The organism is Exiguobacterium sp. s39 (genome assembly GCF_018618925.1).
Classification (GTDB): Bacteria; Bacillota; Bacilli; order Exiguobacteriales; family Exiguobacteriaceae; genus Exiguobacterium_A; species Exiguobacterium_A abrahamii.
In genome coordinates this window covers 623,201-640,638 of the sequence record NZ_JACSNA010000001.1, presented here as the reverse complement: position 1 = coordinate 640,638, position 17,438 = coordinate 623,201, and the positions used below count along the sequence as shown (strand labels likewise).

Sequence of the window (17,438 nt, the reverse complement as noted above, 5' to 3'; positions counted from 1 at the left end):
GAGGAAAGGGCGTGAGAAAGCGAATTATTCTTTTTTTGAGTCAACTTCTTTATGTATCCCACTTAGTTTCGTCATACGGAAACGAGAGATGACGTATCCAGTGACTCACTTTCGATCACGATCGCTGTTGAACCCGTATCCGTCTTCGTTTCGTGCCATTCTCCTTGTTTCCAAAACACGGCTTCCCCACACTGAACATTTATGTAGTCATCCGTTTCCCCTCTTACAAAGCCCTCACCCTCTACAATTAATAGAAGTTGCGGCACGACAGCCTGGTGATAACCGACCACGCCATCCTTCTCTAAATGGATGCATCCGATGTGCGTCACTTTTTCCGTCTGCATGATCCGTGACATCACAAAGTTCGAATCAAATTTCGTGATCTTCTTACCAACCTCTTTTTTGAATTGATAAATCTGCATATAAGCCTCCTTAAAATCATGATTCGTTTGATAGTTCGTTTTTCATTTAAACTATTTGATTCAAATCGCATTTGGAAAATTTTGATAAGAGAAGTTTATCATAGCTCTAACTGATTGAGAACTAACGATAATTCGTCTATGGCATTGACTTTTCTATTTTCATTATTGATAATGGTAATAGAAAAGGAGGGTTTTTTATGAACACAGATTTCTCTGCCTTATCACAAATCAACTGGGAACAATTCCTGCCCCTATTATTGATTTACATCTCCATCAACCTGATTCTACTCAGCTGCGCCTGTATCGATTGGTTTAGACGGAAGGACCGGATCGCGACACCGACTACTTGGTTATTGATTATTCTCCTCGTCCAGCCGATTGGCTCGATTCTCTACTTCGTCCTCGGAAGGAGGATGACAGCATGATTCAGATTTCTCATCTCCAGCTTTCACTTCAACGACGTCTTATCTTAGACGATATTTCCTTTACGATTCACGAACATGAATGTCTTGGACTGATTGGTCCGAATGGTGCCGGAAAGACGACACTCCTGAAATGTCTGAGCGGCATGATCGAGAGTGACCGTGGTTCCATCACGATGTCTTCGCGCTCCATCCGTCAACAGCAGCAATCGATCGGCTACTTATCACAACAGACCGACTTTAAGCCTTGGATGACGTGCGAACAATCATTACGTTTTTTCGGTCGCTTGTCAGGTCTCGATCGCGCAACGTTAAATAAGCGGATTCCGGACGTTCTACATGAAGTTGGACTCCACGATCAACAAACAGAAGTCATCGAACGCTTGTCCGGCGGGATGCGCCAACGTCTCGGAATCGCCCAAGCCATCTTACATGAACCGATATTTTTGATTCTCGACGAACCGGCTTCCGCCCTTGATCCGAGTGGTCGACATGATATCAATCAATTGATCCTCCGCTTAAAGAAACGGATGACGATCATCGTCTCAACGCACCTCTTAGAAGACGCAAAGACGTGTTGCGATCGCTTCCTCGTCATTAAACACGGAAAATTGTTAGGTCCACTCGACAATCAACGCAACGTGGATCAATACCGGATTCAAGTCGAGACGCTTACAGCTGCCCCGTCTTTTTCTGCGACACGATTTCCACGAGTCGAGATTGATCGAATCAACCCGTGCTGCTATCAGTTCTCCGCGCAGCAGCCGCTTGATCTCTCGCAGTTAGCGACTACTCTGATTCAGCTAGGATGGTCGATTGCTTCGATTGCCTATCAACCGATTGGACTCGAGGAACGGTTCCTCGACATGGTGGCAGACGTATGAGGACCTTTTATACACTGACATGGACCGAGTGGTTGGAAGCATGGAAAGAATGGAAAATCGTCTGGTTACCGCTGTTCTTCATTGCCCTCGGTGTGACACAACCGTTGCTGTTGATGTACATGGATGTCTTGCTCGCACACGTCGGAAATGCAGACGGAATCATCGTCGATCCGAATCGTCCTACTCCACAACCGCTTGACGTCTTCAGCGCAACGATTCACGGACAGTTCAATCAGCTCGGCTTGATTGTCCTCATCATGAGCCTCATGGGACTGCTTGCTTCAGACCGACAAACTGGCATGCAGGATTTCATTCTGACGCGCCCTGTCTCTCGGAATGTTTATCTGCTGTCGAAATGGTTCAGTCACGGGATGATCAGTCTATTCGGGATTCTAATCGGCGCACTCACGTCCTATTGTCTGACAGTCTATTGGTTCGGATCTCTCTCACTGATGCTTGCGCTACGCATCATCCTCGATTTTAGTCTTTGGATGTTATTCGTCGTCAGTCTGACACTACTGATCAGCACCTTTTTGCAACGCGCTGTTCCGATTGGCATCCTGTCGCTCGTCGTTTCCTTACTACTTGTTGCACTACCTTCGCTAATGCCAGATGTATTATTTTTCACGCCTGGTGCGCTACTGTCGCTTCCATCGAACACGTCGTTTTTTTCTTCGTCCCATCTAATTGGTGTCGCTTTTTGTCTCGTTTGGATTGCCCTAACACTTAGCTGGTCTGCACTTCGGTTTCGAAAAACGGCTTATTGATTCGGCTATACAACAAAAAAGGATAACGGAGCCGTTCAGCCGTCCGTTATCCTTTGTTTGCTTGTGTCTTTCGAATCGTTCGTTGCCTTGGATGCACGGCAAGCTTTGCTTGGCGCATCCGTTCAACGGCAGGATCCGTCGCAGCATCAAATGCAACTAGACTCGGGTAATGCCCGACGAGGCGTCCTTGCTCTAAGATCGCGAAGCTGTCGCAAAGTTGCTCGGCAGCTTTAATGTCATGCGTGATGAAGACATATGTTAGACCGTGTAGCCGTTTCAAGTCAGCTAGCAATGCGAGAATCAATCGTTTGTTGACCATGTCGAGGCTACTGACTGCTTCGTCTAAAACGATCAGACGTGGTTCAGCAGCAATCGCTCGCGCAATCGCGATTCGCTGTAGTTGCCCACCACTGAACTGCGCCGGATATTTTGTCAGATCCGTCGCCTTGAGCCCGACTTGTTCGATAAGCGTGACGAGACGCTGTTGCCGTGCTTCACCCTTTAAACGAATAAAGTTATCAAGCGGTTCGGCGATGATATCGGCAGCCGTCAGCTTCGGATTGACCGCAGCGAAGGAATCCTGAAAGACGACTTGGACATCTCCTTGAAATGGTCGTTTTGTCGCGTGGCGATCGACACCATTGAACCAAATCGTTCCGGTCGTTGGGCGTTCGAGTCCGAGCAACAATCGTCCGAGCGTACTTTTCCCGGCACCACTCGACCCGAGCAAGCCGAGACAGCGTCCCGCTTCAAGCGTCAATGAGACATCGTGTAAGACGGTCTTTGCTGGTTGAAACCGGCGTTTATAGACGTGTGAGACTTGATCGATCTGCAAGAGACTCATCCGAACGCCTCCCTTCCTAGATGCTGTGCAAGAAGGGACTGTGTATACGGATGTTGCGGTCGATCAAATAATTCAAAAACATCTGCTTGCTCAACGATCCGTCCTTGCTGCATGACGAGGACATCGTCTGCAAGTTCAGCGATCACACCGAGATCATGCGAGATGAGTAACATCGCCGTTCCGTAAGTCGCCCGCATCCGTTCGAGTAATTCAAGAACCGTCTTCTGATTGAAGACATCGAGTGCCGTCGTCGGTTCGTCGGCAATCAAGACGCTTGGGCGCAGGGCAACGGCTAAGGCGATCATGATCCGTTGCAACATACCGCCACTCAGTTCGAACGGATAAGCTTTGAGCAACCGGGCGGCATCCGTCAGATTGACTTCTTCGAGTGCCGTCATCGCTTGTTGTTTCGCTTCACGTTTTGAACAACGTGAATGGGTCTGAATCGTCTCGATCATCTGGTGCCCGATCGAATAGACCGGTGTGAAGGCACTCATCGGATTTTGCATGATGAACGCAATTTCACCGCCTCGAATCGTTCGGACGGTTCGTTCGGATAGAGACATGATTGATCTGCCATTCAGTTGGATGTCACCGGTGACGTCTGTCGTCTGCGGATTGAGCAGACGCATCAAAGCGAGACTCGTCACCGTCTTCCCACAACCACTCTCTCCGACAAGACCGAGGATCCGACCTGGTTGAATCGAGAATGATACCTCTTCAATCAGTGTCACTTGTTGTTTCGTACGGACGGTCAGACCGTCGACAGCTAAGATCGGTTCGATACGGGCACCTCCTCTCATTTCATTGTTTTTGACACACCGAATCGTTCTGCTAACTGTTCTCCTACTAGGTTAAAGCTGATGATGACGAGCATGATCGCAAGTCCCGGATAAATCATTAATTCCGGATTCGTCCGGATGTACGATTTTCCTTCGTGAATCATTGCCCCCCACTCGGCAGTTGGTGACTGGACACCAAGCCCGAGGAACGACATCGCCGAGATATCCATGATCGCCCAGCCCATCTCAAGCGTTCCGATGACGAGCAGCGGCGGTAAGATGTTCGGCAGGATGTGCGTCCGAATGATCTTCCACGAAGACGAACCATTGACGCGAGCAGCAGCGATGAACGCTTCCGTTTTCAGCGTCATGACCATTCCGCGGAACATCCGCGCGTAGTAGACCCACTGGACGAGCATCAAGGCGATGATGACCTGCTTGAGACCTGGACCGAAAATACCGACGAGACCGAGGACGAGAATCAGACTCGGAAATGCCATCACACCGTCACACAGGCGCATCAAGAGCTGGTCAACCCAACCACCACGGTAACCGGCAAGTGTTCCGACGAACAATCCAATCGCAAGTGAGGCGACGAAAATCAACACGGCACAGCCGAGTGAGATCCGCGCGCCGTAAATCAAGCGCGATAAGAGGCAGCGTCCGAGCTGGTCGGTTCCGAGCGGATAGGCTGACGACGGACCATGAAGCTTTTGCGTCAAGTCGACGAGGTTCGGATCATGCGGTGCGATCCATGGCGCGAACAACGCAATGCCTGCCATACCGATTAAGACGAATGCACAAAGATAAAGAAGCGGCGTATACCGCGACCGGATCATCGTTGCTGGAAGTGGAGTATTCATACCGTCCCTCCTTTTTTCGCTAGTCGTGGATCGAGCACGGCTTGAATGATGTCGACGAGCAAACTGCTACCGATGAAGACGAGGGCAGCGAGAAAGACATAGCCTTGGATGACCGGCATGTCCCGGTCAAAGATCGCTTCAATGAAGTAACGACCGAATCCTGGCCACGAGAAGACGGTCTCGACGATGATCGTTCCCGTCAGCAACTTCCCGAGGTTCATCCCAAGACCCGTGATCATCGGTGGAATCGCCATCCGGAGAACGTGTTTACCAAGAATCCGTCCTTCCTTTAAGCCACGTGTCCGGGCAAACAAGACATACGGTTCGTTCAATGCTTCAATCACACTGCCACGGAGCAATCGTGTATACAAGGCAATCAACGGAAACGCGAGGGTCAATGCCGGTAAGATCAAGTGCATCACACTTCCCGTTCCGCCGACCGGGAACCAATCCAGCTTTACGGCAAAGAAGAAGATGAACAGATACCCTAGCCAAAACGACGGGATTGAAGCACCTATGAAGGCGATTGCCCGACTGAGATGGTCAAAGAAGCCATTCTTCTTGATCCCGGCAAGGAACCCGAGCGGGATACTGATGACGAGTGCGAGCAGTAGACTCGTTAATGCCAACTCGACCGTCGGTGGTAAGCGGAGCAAGACATCTTCAAGGACCGGTTTTCCGGAAAGATACGATGTTCCGAAATCGAGCTGCGCCAAGCGGATGACGGCATCGAAGTATTGTTGGTAGAACGGTTGATCGAGTCCGAATTCTGCTCGTTTTGCAGCGAGCAGTTCATCCGTCGGTTGGATGTGGGCAGCGGATAGATAGGCCTGTGCCGGATCAACCGGTGACAAATGAATCAACCCTGTCAGAATCAAGACCGCAAGTAACAAGATCGGGATGACGGATAATATGCGTTTGACGAGGAAGACCCCCATGTCATCCCTCCTTTACTTAATTCCGATTCGGGCAAATGGACTCTCATCCCGGTTCGCCGGGAACTGGAAGTTCGTCACGTCCGACTGATAGACCGCCATCTTCTTCAAGTACGAGATCGGAATTAATGCCCCTTGATCTTGGAGAGATGGCAGAATGTCGGCGTACATCTTCTGACGCTTCGTCTCGTCTGTCGTTTTTAAGACATCTTTGATCTCTTGCAACAGTTGTTCTTTATTCGGATAAGCCGAAATCGCTTCCTTGAAGCCGAAGCCATCCGTATCAATCAGGTTCACGAACGTATGCGGATCATACGGTGCACCGAAGTTACTATAGAAGTTGATGTCAAATCGGTTGTCTTTGAAGCGCTGAACTTGATCCGGCAGTTCGACAGCTTCCGTCTTCAGCTCGACACCGATTTTCGACCATTCCGACTGGAGTGTTTCGGCCATTGCCTTTTGGACCTGCTCGGCCGCATCATACATCATCCCGATTTGCAGCGGTTGACCATCCTTGACGCGAACCTTTTCACCTTTCGGCAGTTTCCAACCTGCTTCGTCAAGAAGACGATTCGCTTCCTTGACGTCATAATCTCGTTGCTTCACTTTTAGGTTCGACGTGTACGGCATATTCGGTGGCAACAGGTAGTCAGCCGGTGCTTCTATTCCCGACGTGATCCCTTCGACGAGAGCGGCTTTATCAAACCCGTGCTGGAGCGCCTGGCGGACGCGTTCGTCAGACAGACGCTTATTTTTCGTATTCAAGACGAGGAGACGCGTCGCGACTGGTTCGGACATTTCTGTCTTGTAGGATTTATCCGTCTTCAACTGGTTGAAGGCATCGATGCTGATCGCCCCTTCACCGTAAATCAGATCAACCTGTCCTTTTTCGAGTGCTAAGACACGCGTTTCCGCGTCCGGGATGATGTCGACCTTGATGTGATCGATGTTCGGCTTCGGACCCCAGTAGTTCTTATTGACCTTAAACGTCGCATACTGATCCGGTTTGTATTCGTCGAGCATCCACGGACCTGTCCCGACTTCCTTTTTGACACCCTTCGACGTATCGCCGTTTTCCGGGAATCCCGCTTCTCCGAGGAAACGGACCGGACGGACGACCGCGAGTTCCTGAATCGTCGGGTAGTACGCTTCGGATAATGTCAGGCGGAACGTCTTCGCATCAACGGCTTCCGTCTTCTCAATTTTCGTGATGAAGCCAAGCCAGCTATGTAAGGCTTTTTGTTTGAGGATCGCGTCAAAGTTCTTTTTGACGATCGCTGCGTCGAACGTCGAACCGTCCGAGAACTTGACGCCGTCACGGAGCGTGAACGTATACGTTTTTCCGTCCGGAGAGATCTTCCAAGATGAGGCTAAGTATGGCTCGAGCTTTCCACCTTCCCCGTAGTGAACGAGTGGCTCATAGATCATCGACTGCGCGAACAGTTGTGATGGGTTGTAGACGTGGGGATTCATCGCTCCAACGTCGCGTGGCCACGCGAGCGTCAATGTATCTTTATCTTTTCGCTCTCCTGTCGACTCGCCCGGGTTCGAGCAGCCGATCAATAATGATGTCAAAGACAGGATCGAGACGGTAGAAATCAGTAATTTTTTACGGTTAACGTTCATGGTAGGCAGAACTCCCAACTTGTATTGATAATCATTTTCAATTGTAAGAGGGAAAGGTAAGGATTGTCAATGGATAATCCAGATGTTAACTGGACTTCGAGACGCTTTTTGACAGGATTTCCACACTTAACTGAGAAATATTCTGAGTACATCTCTTTTTGTCAATAATTGTAATCAGATGCGTTAAACGGTATCCTATTCTGTATACTGCGTCTCTTGTCTAACAAGACGATTCGCATTGAAAGGATGATATGATGTCACGACTGGTTTCCTCCGTCTCGCTTGTATTTCTTGGTCTCCTCTTAGTGCTTCCTTTGCTGATGATCGATGGGCTGATCTTATACGTTGGAGATGCTTCCTACGACTCGTTCGTTGGTTGTCTGGTGTTTCTCCTATGCTTCTATTTCGCTAGTCTAGTCGTCAGCGTCGTCTTTGACGGGATGATGCGTGCACTCGGTGGACTGTTTAAGCATCGTTTCTCGAACATTCTGTTTGCTATCGTGGACGGTTCCGTCAGTTTGAGCGTCTTACTTTGGATGGATCTCTACGTGAAGTCCATCACGATCTCGCTTGCGACGAAAGTCGTGCTGGTATCTGTACATACGGTATTGTTTTACTTGATTCATCAATCGAGTGATTCAACTGCTTCGTCTTCTGAAGTCAGCGCACAACATGAGCCAATCGTCCAAGAAGCCATCCGTTTGTTAGAAGATACCGATCCTGTGTCCTGCGTTGAACAGTTATGCCTCAAGTACCCTGAGCTTCCGAAAAAGGATATCATTCGGATCGTCTATCGTCTTCATGGCAACTAAAAAGACCTGATCGTTTCTGAAGGGATTCAGAAGCGTCAGGTCTTTTTATATTCGTTCATTTCTTCGCCATCTCATAGAACTGATACGTATTCTTTCCAGACGACTTAGCGGAATACAGCGCAACATCCGCCTGTTGTAACAAGCCTTGCAACTCTGGACGAATCGCAGTGTCATACATCACGATCCCGATACTCGTCGACACACGGTAGTCCGTTTCCCACTCACTTAACGCAGCGACAATCCGCTCCGCAAGTCGTTCCCACTCTTCCCTCGAATCGGCGTGTCCGAAATGCAGAATGAACTCATCTCCGCCTAGTCGCACGGCTATCGCATCCTCCTGTTCGCGGACGAACTGTCGCAAGCGTTGTGCGACTTCTTGCAGGACGATATCCCCCGTCTCGTGTCCGAAAACATCGTTGACCTGCTTAAATCCATCGAGATCAAGGAAGAAGATGGCTCCTGTCTGTCCGGGATGATCATCGAACTGCTTCGTTAAGTACCGTCGATTATGCAGTCCTGTCAACGCGTCCTTCCAAGCATGACGTTCGAGCTCCAAGTAGTACAAGAAGAGTCGGACGATCCGTTGCAATAGCTGAACATTCTTCTGCTCATACAAGCTAACCCGATTATTGATCGCACATAATGTACCGAACGTCTCCCCGCTCGTCAAGACGATTGGAATACCTAGGTAGGAACGGACGTGAGCCTCCTCCAGTCCTTTTCGCCAATCGCCGAGTTGTTCCGCGTTCGGAATATCTTCGAGGACGACCGGCTGTTTCGTCTCGAAATTAATCAGTTTACATAACGATTGGTTCAATTCAATCTGCATGCCTTCGACCATTGGGATATCCACCTTAGCGTTCGCAATCTTCAGCATCCGTTGTTGTCCTGCTTCGATCGCTGATAAATACAGCATCTGGTCCGGTAGAATCTCTTTTGCGAAATCGAGAACATCATCTGCCAATTCATCAAAATTTTGAAACATCTTCAAGTCTTCAAATGGTTGATTCATACAGCACCTCATTTCGAAGTCATCTTCTGTAGCGTCTCTGATTTGAAAAACGAAAAGGTTACATTTATTACCACTTTCTCTTTTGACTATCGTTTAAACCTGTTTTTGTAAAAAGCGTTCGATGGCCCTATTTCTAGTCCTAAATGAGAAAGATTATCATTTTTTTATTTTCGTATAGTTTATAGAAGGTAAAAATTCGGACAGCCATTTGGCTGGAAATGAGCGTTGCGTCTTCTAAAATCGTCTGCTATCATTCTCGGTGAACATGACAATGATAATCATTATCACTTATTAAGAACAGATGACTCAGATAGAACTACATAATCCATCTGCTACTTAATCCGTGATTCATGCGTTATCAAATTAAACAAGAGGAGCTGAATCATCATGGGGAAATGGAAAACACCACTCGTCGTGAGTTCGCTTGCTGTCTTACTGGCGGCATGCGGGAACGCAGGAGAAGCAGACACAAAGAAAGACGCGGAAGCACCAAAGACGGTCAAAATCAAGGATGCACACGGAACGGTCAACGTCCCGGTTGATCCGAAAAAAGTCGTCGCACTCGACAACCGGACATTCGAGACGCTTGCCGCATGGGACGTCGAACTCGCAGCAGCACCAGTCGGACTGCTCCCGGCTGAGTCACCGTATGCGAAAGATAAGGATATCGTCGATGTCGGCATGCACTTCGAACCGAATCTCGAAGCAATCGCTGGTGTTAATCCGGATGTTGTCATCGTCGGACAACGTTTCGCTGATCATTATGAAGACATCAAAAAACTCGTTCCGAACGCTGCTGTCATCGACCTTGACATCACTTTACCGGAAGACTCCGGTACACCAGGTGAGTTACTCGTCAAAGGACTTGAAGATACGACTGAGACACTCGGACAAATCTTTGATAAAAAACAAGAAGCGGATCAGCTCGTGACATCGCTTGAGCAATCGATCAAAGACGTTAAAAAATCATATAACGGACAGGACAGCATCATGTCGGTCATCGTCTCAGGCGGTGATATCGGTTTCTCTGCTCCGATGAGTGGACGTGTCTTCGGACCGATGTATGATTTGTTCGACTGGAAACCAGCCCTCGAAGTCAAACAAAAATCGGGCAACGACCAAGGGGATGAAGTCTCGGTCGAAGCAATCGCTCAAAGTAACCCGGACTGGTTACTCGTCCTTGATCGTGACGCACCACTTGGAAACGCAGAAGGTGCCGTACCGGCGCAAGATGTCATCGACCGTGCACCTGCCCTGCAGAAAACAAAAGCAATCAAAGACGACAACATCGTCTACGCACCGAAAGACACGTATTTGAATGAATCGATCCAGACGTACTCGGAATTCTTCACTGACATCGCGAAAGCGCTCGAGAAGTAATGGCACACGCACAGCAACAAATGAATGGAAGAGTTGAGCCACCCGCTCGACCTTCCTTTTCTGTCGTTTGGACGAAGCCGTTCGTCTTGACCTTATGTCTCGTCTTAGCGCTCGCAGCGGCTTCCCTCTTCACGGGCGTCTACGAACTACGGAGTGCAGCGAACGATTTCGATATGTTCTGGATCACACGTGTTCCGCGGACACTCGCCTTGATGCTGACGGGTGCTGCGATGGCAATGGCTGGACTCGTCATGCAACTGATCACGCAAAATCGGCTCGTTGAACCGACGACGACGGGAACGATCGAATGGGCGGGACTCGGACTGTTAGCCGTTTACTTACTCGTTCCGGCACCGTCATTGATGATGCGGATGAGCGGTGCCATCGTGTTTGCGTTCATCGGGACGATGGTCTTCTTCTGGTTTCTCCGTTCGGTCCGACTGCGGTCATCGTTGATCGTCCCGATCATCGGTCTGATGCTCGGAGCTGTCATCTCCGCGATTTCGACGTTCCTCGGGTTGTTTTTCCGTGCCAGCCAGGCGATCGAAGGCTGGTTCGTCGGCTCGTTCGCATCCGTCCAGATCGGTCGCTACGAATACCTCTGGATCATCATCGGTGTCACAGTCTGTATCTTCTTTCTTGCGAGTCGCTTGACGCTCGTCGGACTCGGCGAAGACGTCGCGACGAGTCTTGGCGTCAACTACAATCGACTGATGCTGATCGCGACCGGGCTGATCGCCCTATCAGTCGGTGTCGTCGCGACCGTCATCGGCAATCTGCCCTTCCTCGGCTTGATCGTTCCGAACATCGTCTCGATGTTTCGCGGTGACGATCTCCGTAGTAATCTGCCGTGGGTCTGTCTGATTGGGATGGCGACGATTCTAATCAGTGATTTGATTTCACGCACGATCATCCGTCCGTTTGAACTACCGGTCTCCTTGATTCTCGGAACGGTCGGGGCAGCCGTCTTCATCATCATTCTGTTACGTCGACGGAAGACTGGAGGTGTCAGATGAGTACCGCAATCAAACAACAAGAACATACACGAATTCAACCGAGCGTTACACGTGAAACCAATCGCCGGGCGTCTGCGTTTCAGTCGAAACGACTCGAGCGCCGCTACTGGATTCTCCTCATCCTGTTCCTCAGCGGCGGAGTGCTCAGTACGATCGGTCTCTTGCTCTACAATAATCCGGTTCCGTTTGATTCTCCGTCCTTTTGGCCGGTCGTCGAACGCCGGATCACCGCCGTCATCACGATGGCGATCGCAGCAATTTGCCAAAGTCTTGCGACCGTCGCTTTTCATTCGGTCACGAGTAACCGGATCATCACACCGTCCCTACTTGGTTTTGATGCTCTCTATTCGACGATCCAGACATCGATGATCTTCTTCTTCGGTGCGGGAGCACTCGTCGGCTTTACCGGCACGAGCGCTTTTTTGACACAGGTCGCGATCATGCTCGCGATGAGTCTCTTATTATACGGATGGTTGTTATCCGGAAAATACGCGAACCTGCAGCTGATGTTGCTCGTCGGGATCATTCTCGGCACGGGTCTGAACTCGCTGTCGTCATTCATGCGAAAGATGCTTGCACCGTCCGAGTTCGATATCTTACAAGCACGATTATTTGGTTCGGTCACGAATGCCGACGCGGCCTACTTCCCGATTGTCATTCCGGTCGTCCTCATCGTCGGTCTGTTGCTCTTCTTCTCGTCAAGACGACTCAACGTCGTCGCACTCGGTAAAGAGGTCGCGACATCGTTCGGCGTCAATCATCGTGGCAGTGTCATCTACTTCTTGATTCTGATTTCACTCCTGATGTCGATGTCGACGGCATTGATTGGACCGTTGACGTTCTTCGGCTTTTTAGTGGCGACACTCAGTTATCAGGTCGCTGCGACGTACGATCATAAATACGTCTTCCCGATGGCATTCGCGATTGGTTTCTTCGTTTTGACGACTGCCTATTTCTTCATGTATCACATTTTCAACACGCCAAGCGTCGTCTCCGTCATCATTGAACTGTTCGGCGGACTGATATTCCTTATCGTGTTGCTTAGAAAGAGGTCCCTATGATATCACTTGAACAAGTTAAAAAATCGTATACGGATGAGGTCCGAATCGGTCCAATCGACTTAACGATTCCTAAAGGCGGATTCACGGCGTTGATCGGTCCAAACGGTGCCGGTAAGTCGACGACGTTGATGATGATCGGTCGTTTGCTTGATCTCGATGCCGGACAGATCGAAGTCGCTGGTATGGATGTGACGAGTAGCAAATCGAAAGACTTAGCGAAGATCATCACGATTTTGCGGCAGGAAAATCATTTCGTGACGCGGCTGACAGTCCGGCAGCTCGTCGGCTTCGGACGTTTCCCCTACTCAAAAGGTCGCTTGACGGCTGACGATGAGACGATCATCTCGAAATACATCGATTTTCTCGAGTTGACGTCGCTTGAGAACCGCTACCTCGACGAATTATCGGGCGGACAGCGGCAACGGGCATATGTCGCGATGGTACTCTGTCAGGAAACGGAATACATTCTACTCGACGAACCCCTCAATAATCTTGATATCGCCCGCTCGGTCCAGATGATGGGTTATCTACGACACGTCGCTGATACGTTCGGACGGACGATCATCACAGTCTTGCACGATATTAATTTTGCTGCGAAATACGCAGACCACATTTGTGCGATGAAGGACGGACAAATCGCCGCCTTCGGAACGGTCGCCGAAGTCATGGATGAAGCGCTATTATCCGAGATCTTCGAGACTCATCTTGAGATCATCGAAGGTCCATACGGTCCGATTGCTGTCTATTGATACTTATATAGAAATGAGGAATGAATGATGCAGATCGATTGGCTACCACTAGAACAGGTAACGCAAGAAGGCGAACACACTTACACGTTTCATTTGCAACGCCCAGATGGTTTCGTTTGGGAGGAAGGCGCCCATACGCATATGGCGCTAGAAGGGTTTAATGCAGGCGATAAGCCGAACCGCAGTCTGATTCGGCATATGTCGATCTCGACGCTCCCTCATGAAGGAACGATCGGCATCACGACACGGATTAAACCGGAATGTTCCGTCTTTAAGGAGACACTTCGACAGCTGAAAATGGGTGAGAAGATTGCTTTGTTTAAGACGCATTCGAACGTTCCGCTACGCCGGGAAAATCGTACGGTGTACTTACTGTCAGCAGGCGTTGGTCTGGCAACGTTTCGACCAATCATCCTGCAACATCAGGCTGACAGAAGTGGCATTCCGCACATGTACTCGTTGAATGTCGACTCGGCGCGCACTGAACTATTCAAAACTCAGCTTCCTTCGCACGAGCAGTTTAGCCCCGCTTATGTCGAGAGTCGCTCCGCTTACTACGATGCTGTCAAAGCGATGACAGCGGACAAGGAAGGGTTGTTCTACATCGTTGGTAGTGATGAATTTCTCCGAGACACGATTGACGTGTTGCAGGCTGCTAACATTCCGGCAGCACAAATCATGATTGATAAACGTCAGGACCAGCGAGATACGTTTTTAGCATAAGGTACCAATGATTAGACTTCAGCATTGACTGGAGTCTTTTTGTTTTCTCAAAATAAAGAATTGGTATGTTATCTGTAAATATTTGTTATGATAAGTGCATCAACTGACTTTCGGAGGGTTGCTTATGAATTTTGTATTTGATCTCGATGGAACAATTTGTTTTAAAGGAAAACCGATGTCTCAAGACATCGCACAGGCGCTTCATGCAGTCGAGGACGACGGACACCGTGTGATTTTTGCTTCAGCACGTCCTATCCGTGACATGCTACCCGTCATTCATCCTTCATTCCACGACCATATCTTAATCGGCGGAAACGGATCGTTGGTCGCATCGGAACAAACAATCGTTCAGTCCAAATCGTTCGACGATCGTGAGCTTTCCCTTATTACGGGATTACTCGACAAGCATAAAGCCACATATTTAATCGATAGTGACTGGAATTATACATATAACGGACCGCAAGACCATCCTATCCTGAACAATCTAGATCCGGCTAAGACGGCACAAAACGTTCCGCTAGCTCACCATGATCGAATCATAAAAATACTTATTTTGAGTGCCAACAATCTGAAAGCCTTAGAAAACGAGCTACTTCGAATGGATGTCGTTGTTCATTATCATGGATCGGAACAAGTATTGGACATTAGTCCGACTACCATCAATAAACGGACTGCTTTACAAACACTCGGTATCGAGAACGAGGGATACATTGCTTTTGGGAATGACGCGAATGATATCGAGCTATTCAAAGGAGCACAGTATGCGGTCATGATCGGAAGCCATAAATCACTCCGTTTTTACGCAGATCACACCATTGACTCCACCAGTCGTTTAGAATCTCACATAGTCGAACAAATCAGGCATCTAAGCCAAAAATACGTCTATTCCACGTCGTATTCCTAAATAACGCCTGGTGAAATTTTCGGATCAATAGTTAAATCTCTATCAATAGTTACTCATCCAAAGAGGAATACGATGGGTAAGAATAATCCGCTCATCAAGAGCATTCCTACTAGGACAGCGATACTCGATTTGAAAACCGACAGCGTTTGTTCTTCTAGTGGCTTAAATCGTTTTACGGGAATGAGCATGGTCAATGAAGCAACGACTAATGCAAGCGGCTCAAGAATCGTTCGGCTCACTGAAAAGAAAATATCGATCATTAAAAAGACATGTAATACAAAGAAAAATCCCAATAAGCGAATGATCATTGCTTTATTCATATGTACTCCTTCATGGTTACTATATATTTGATTTGTTTCATGAAACAGAATGCACTTTAATTATAGCGCTCCACAGAATAATTTTGGAAACGCATTCAAATAACTGGTGATTTAGTATCGTTGTAAGTCATACTGACAGTAGATATTAGAAAAGGAGTGTTGAAGATGGAATACAAAAAAGGACTCGAAGGCGTCATTGCCGCTGAAACACAAATCGGTTTAGTCGATGGAACGTTAGGTCACCTTATCTATCGCGGACACTGGGCAAAGGAACTCGCATTATCCTATTCATTCGAAGAAGTGGCGTATTTCATCTGGAATGGTGAATTCCCAACTGAATCGGAATTGGTCACGTTCAAAGAACAGATGACGAGCTACCGTGAACTTCCTTCTTACGTTAAGACGATTCTCGATACATTGCCGAACGAGATGGATGTCATGAGTACGATGCGAACAGCAATCTCGGCACTTGGTACACCCGCTTTCGCTTGGCCACCGACAATTGATCAAGCGATGCACGTAACAGCACTCTTACCAACAATCATTGCCTATAAATATCAAAAAAATCAAGATGCTGACTTCATCGAACCGAATCCGGAACTTGATCACGTCGCGAATTACATCTATATGATCAAAGGACAATTGCCGAGTGAAGTTGAGATCAAAGCACTGACGGCGTATCTGATCCTAACGATTGAACACGGCATGAATGCTTCAACGTTCGCTTCTCGTGTCGTCGTCTCGACGGAATCGGAAATGATTTCTGGCGTCTGTGCCGCGATCGGATCAATGAAAGGACCGCTTCATGGTGGTGCTCCGTCAGAAGTCATTGAGATGATTGATGAGATCGGAACAATCGACAACATCGAACCGTGGATCCGGAACAAGTTAGAGAAAGGCGAAAAACTGATGGGCTTTGGTCACCGCGTCTACAAAACACGCGATCCGCGTTCAGAAGCCTTGAAAGTCGTCTCAAAGGATCTCGCACAAGAGAGCGATTGGTTCAACCTAATTACACAAATGGAGCAAACAGCAATCGATTTACTCGAGGAATACAAACCGGGTAGAAAACTGTATACGAATGTTGAATTCTTCGCGGCAGCCGTCTTAAAAGGACTCGACATTCCGAAAGAACTGTTCACACCGACGTTCACCTCTAGCCGTATCATCGGCTGGACGGCACACATCCTCGAACAATCGCAAGACAACCGGATCTTCAGACCTCAATCGTCATACACAGGACAGATGCCGGAACAAGCAGCTAAGTTTTGATTAGTCTCTAGTTACGATCAAAAAATGGACCGATGCCTGACATCGGTCCATTTACTATGGCGTTTATTTAACAATTGTTTCTAATGAGAACTCTAGTACTTCCACTTCACATCCTGCCGCTTCTACATCCGGGCTACACGCATACGGTCCAATCTTAAAATTAGTCACGTCATGTAAGTGTGCGATTCGGAGTTGCTCTTTGTGCTCTCCTGTTACGTGATACAACGTGACGTCTTGATTGAGGTAATGGAGTTCAAAGACAAGCGGTGCGTCAAACAGCGTATTGTCGACATCCCGGCACGACCAGTCAGAGTACCCGAAGCTCGTCACGACGGCACCCAGATGCGATGGACCATCCGGAATGAACTCAGCCGAGACCTTCACCCAGTGATCGTCGTTCACATAAAGCAAAATCCCCGCCTGATCATATGTCGCATTCGGGTTTAATTTTACTTCGATTCGGCACTTGAACTCCCCTTCCGGAGAATCCTGCAACAGTGCATGCCCCGTCAGACGGTTGAACTGATAATGGGTATTGCGCCAAAAATCCGTATCCGGATCCGTCATGAAACGTAACGGTGTTTCCTGTTCGATACGTGTCGGTGGGTTTAACCAACTTGTATTCTTCATCGAATTCTCCCCTT

The 17,438-nt window shown here is 48.6% G+C and carries 20 protein-coding genes; 11 read left to right on the top strand and 9 right to left on the bottom strand.

Annotation, left to right across the window (positions count from 1 at the left end; genetic code table 11):
- Nucleotides 1–71: 71 nt before the first annotated feature.
- Nucleotides 72–422: a cupin gene (locus KNQ11_RS03285; protein WP_214769566.1), complete on the bottom strand. Its 351-nt coding sequence runs from the start codon at nt 420–422 to the stop codon at nt 72–74.
- A gap of 197 nt (nt 423–619) precedes the next feature.
- On the opposite strand from KNQ11_RS03285, the gene KNQ11_RS03280 reads away from it, so the two are divergent.
- From KNQ11_RS03280 to KNQ11_RS03270, 3 genes are read left to right on the top strand one after another with little or no spacing between them, the layout of a single operon-like run.
- Nucleotides 620–847: a PLDc N-terminal domain-containing protein gene (locus KNQ11_RS03280; protein WP_064300069.1), complete on the top strand. Its 228-nt coding sequence runs from the start codon at nt 620–622 to the stop codon at nt 845–847.
- Complete coding sequence (locus tag KNQ11_RS03275; RefSeq protein WP_214769565.1) at nt 844–1,728, top strand: ABC transporter ATP-binding protein; 885 nt, start codon at nt 844–846, stop codon at nt 1,726–1,728. The genes KNQ11_RS03280 and KNQ11_RS03275 overlap by 4 nt, the downstream gene beginning before the upstream one ends.
- Nucleotides 1,725–2,495 (top strand): ABC transporter permease subunit, encoded by a 771-nt coding sequence (locus tag KNQ11_RS03270; protein WP_214769563.1) that lies wholly within the window; start codon nt 1,725–1,727, stop codon nt 2,493–2,495. The genes KNQ11_RS03275 and KNQ11_RS03270 overlap by 4 nt, the downstream gene beginning before the upstream one ends.
- Before the next feature lie 46 nt (nt 2,496–2,541).
- Here KNQ11_RS03270 and KNQ11_RS03265 read toward each other — a convergent pair whose 3' ends face one another.
- Genes KNQ11_RS03265 through nikA form a run of 5 tightly spaced genes read right to left on the bottom strand, consistent with a single transcriptional unit; the run spans nt 2,542 to nt 7,545 of the window.
- Nucleotides 2,542–3,339 (bottom strand): ATP-binding cassette domain-containing protein, encoded by a 798-nt coding sequence (locus KNQ11_RS03265; RefSeq protein WP_214769561.1) that lies wholly within the window; start codon nt 3,337–3,339, stop codon nt 2,542–2,544.
- Nucleotides 3,336–4,142 carry an ABC transporter ATP-binding protein gene (locus tag KNQ11_RS03260; RefSeq protein WP_029341434.1) on the bottom strand — a complete coding sequence of 269 codons (807 nt, stop codon included), beginning with the start codon at nt 4,140–4,142 and terminating at the stop codon, nt 3,336–3,338. Before KNQ11_RS03260 ends, KNQ11_RS03265 begins: the two co-directional genes overlap by 4 nt.
- Nucleotides 4,139–4,984, bottom strand: coding sequence for a nickel ABC transporter permease subunit NikC (nikC, locus tag KNQ11_RS03255; protein ID WP_373954241.1), 846 nt, complete (start codon nt 4,982–4,984; stop codon nt 4,139–4,141). Before nikC ends, KNQ11_RS03260 begins: the two co-directional genes overlap by 4 nt.
- The gene (nikB, locus tag KNQ11_RS03250; RefSeq protein WP_214769559.1) at nt 4,981–5,922 is read right to left on the bottom strand and encodes a nickel ABC transporter permease; all 942 of its coding nucleotides are present in this window, start codon (nt 5,920–5,922) and stop codon (nt 4,981–4,983) included. Before nikB ends, nikC begins: the two co-directional genes overlap by 4 nt.
- 12 nt (nt 5,923–5,934) lie before the next feature.
- Entirely contained in the window at nt 5,935–7,545 is a 1,611-nt protein-coding gene (gene nikA, locus KNQ11_RS03245) for a nickel ABC transporter substrate-binding protein (RefSeq protein WP_214769556.1), read from the bottom strand.
- 251 nt (nt 7,546–7,796) lie between these two features.
- On the opposite strand from nikA, the gene KNQ11_RS03240 reads away from it, so the two are divergent.
- The gene (locus tag KNQ11_RS03240) at nt 7,797–8,357 is read left to right on the top strand and encodes a hypothetical protein (RefSeq protein WP_214769553.1); all 561 of its coding nucleotides are present in this window, start codon (nt 7,797–7,799) and stop codon (nt 8,355–8,357) included.
- Between the two features lie 55 nt (nt 8,358–8,412).
- Here KNQ11_RS03240 and KNQ11_RS03235 read toward each other — a convergent pair whose 3' ends face one another.
- Nucleotides 8,413–9,369, bottom strand: coding sequence for a sensor domain-containing diguanylate cyclase (locus KNQ11_RS03235; RefSeq protein ID WP_149427163.1), 957 nt, complete (start codon nt 9,367–9,369; stop codon nt 8,413–8,415).
- Nucleotides 9,370–9,756: 387 nt separating this feature from the next.
- On the opposite strand from KNQ11_RS03235, the gene KNQ11_RS03230 reads away from it, so the two are divergent.
- From KNQ11_RS03230 to KNQ11_RS03205, 6 genes are all read left to right on the top strand, one after another.
- Entirely contained in the window at nt 9,757–10,749 is a 993-nt protein-coding gene (locus KNQ11_RS03230; protein WP_149427162.1) for a siderophore ABC transporter substrate-binding protein, read from the top strand.
- A gap of 20 nt (nt 10,750–10,769) precedes the next feature.
- Nucleotides 10,770–11,765 (top strand): ABC transporter permease, encoded by a 996-nt coding sequence (locus KNQ11_RS03225; protein ID WP_064300406.1) that lies wholly within the window; start codon nt 10,770–10,772, stop codon nt 11,763–11,765.
- Nucleotides 11,762–12,826 carry an iron chelate uptake ABC transporter family permease subunit gene (locus KNQ11_RS03220; protein ID WP_149427161.1) on the top strand — a complete coding sequence of 355 codons (1,065 nt, stop codon included), beginning with the start codon at nt 11,762–11,764 and terminating at the stop codon, nt 12,824–12,826. The genes KNQ11_RS03225 and KNQ11_RS03220 overlap by 4 nt, the downstream gene beginning before the upstream one ends.
- Complete coding sequence (locus KNQ11_RS03215; RefSeq protein WP_064300081.1) at nt 12,823–13,575, top strand: iron ABC transporter ATP-binding protein; 753 nt, start codon at nt 12,823–12,825, stop codon at nt 13,573–13,575. Before KNQ11_RS03220 ends, KNQ11_RS03215 begins: the two co-directional genes overlap by 4 nt.
- Before the next feature lie 27 nt (nt 13,576–13,602).
- On the top strand, nt 13,603–14,298 hold the full coding sequence (locus KNQ11_RS03210) for an FAD-dependent oxidoreductase (protein ID WP_149428120.1): 696 nt from the start codon (nt 13,603–13,605) through the stop codon (nt 14,296–14,298).
- A gap of 124 nt (nt 14,299–14,422) precedes the next feature.
- Nucleotides 14,423–15,202, top strand: coding sequence for an HAD-IIB family hydrolase (locus tag KNQ11_RS03205; RefSeq protein ID WP_149427159.1), 780 nt, complete (start codon nt 14,423–14,425; stop codon nt 15,200–15,202).
- A 53-nt stretch (nt 15,203–15,255) separates the two neighbouring features.
- On the opposite strand, the gene KNQ11_RS03200 is transcribed toward KNQ11_RS03205, so the two are convergent.
- A complete protein-coding gene (locus KNQ11_RS03200; RefSeq protein ID WP_149427158.1) occupies nt 15,256–15,522 on the bottom strand; it encodes a hypothetical protein in 267 nt (88 codons plus the stop codon).
- Nucleotides 15,523–15,687: 165 nt separating this feature from the next.
- Between KNQ11_RS03200 and KNQ11_RS03195 the strand changes: the two genes are divergently transcribed.
- Nucleotides 15,688–16,794, top strand: a complete 1,107-nt coding sequence (locus KNQ11_RS03195) for a citrate synthase/methylcitrate synthase (RefSeq protein ID WP_214769550.1) — start codon at nt 15,688–15,690, stop codon at nt 16,792–16,794.
- A gap of 63 nt (nt 16,795–16,857) precedes the next feature.
- Here KNQ11_RS03195 and KNQ11_RS03190 read toward each other — a convergent pair whose 3' ends face one another.
- On the bottom strand, nt 16,858–17,424 hold the full coding sequence (locus tag KNQ11_RS03190; protein WP_214769547.1) for a DUF1349 domain-containing protein: 567 nt from the start codon (nt 17,422–17,424) through the stop codon (nt 16,858–16,860).
- Nucleotides 17,425–17,438 lie beyond the last annotated feature (14 nt).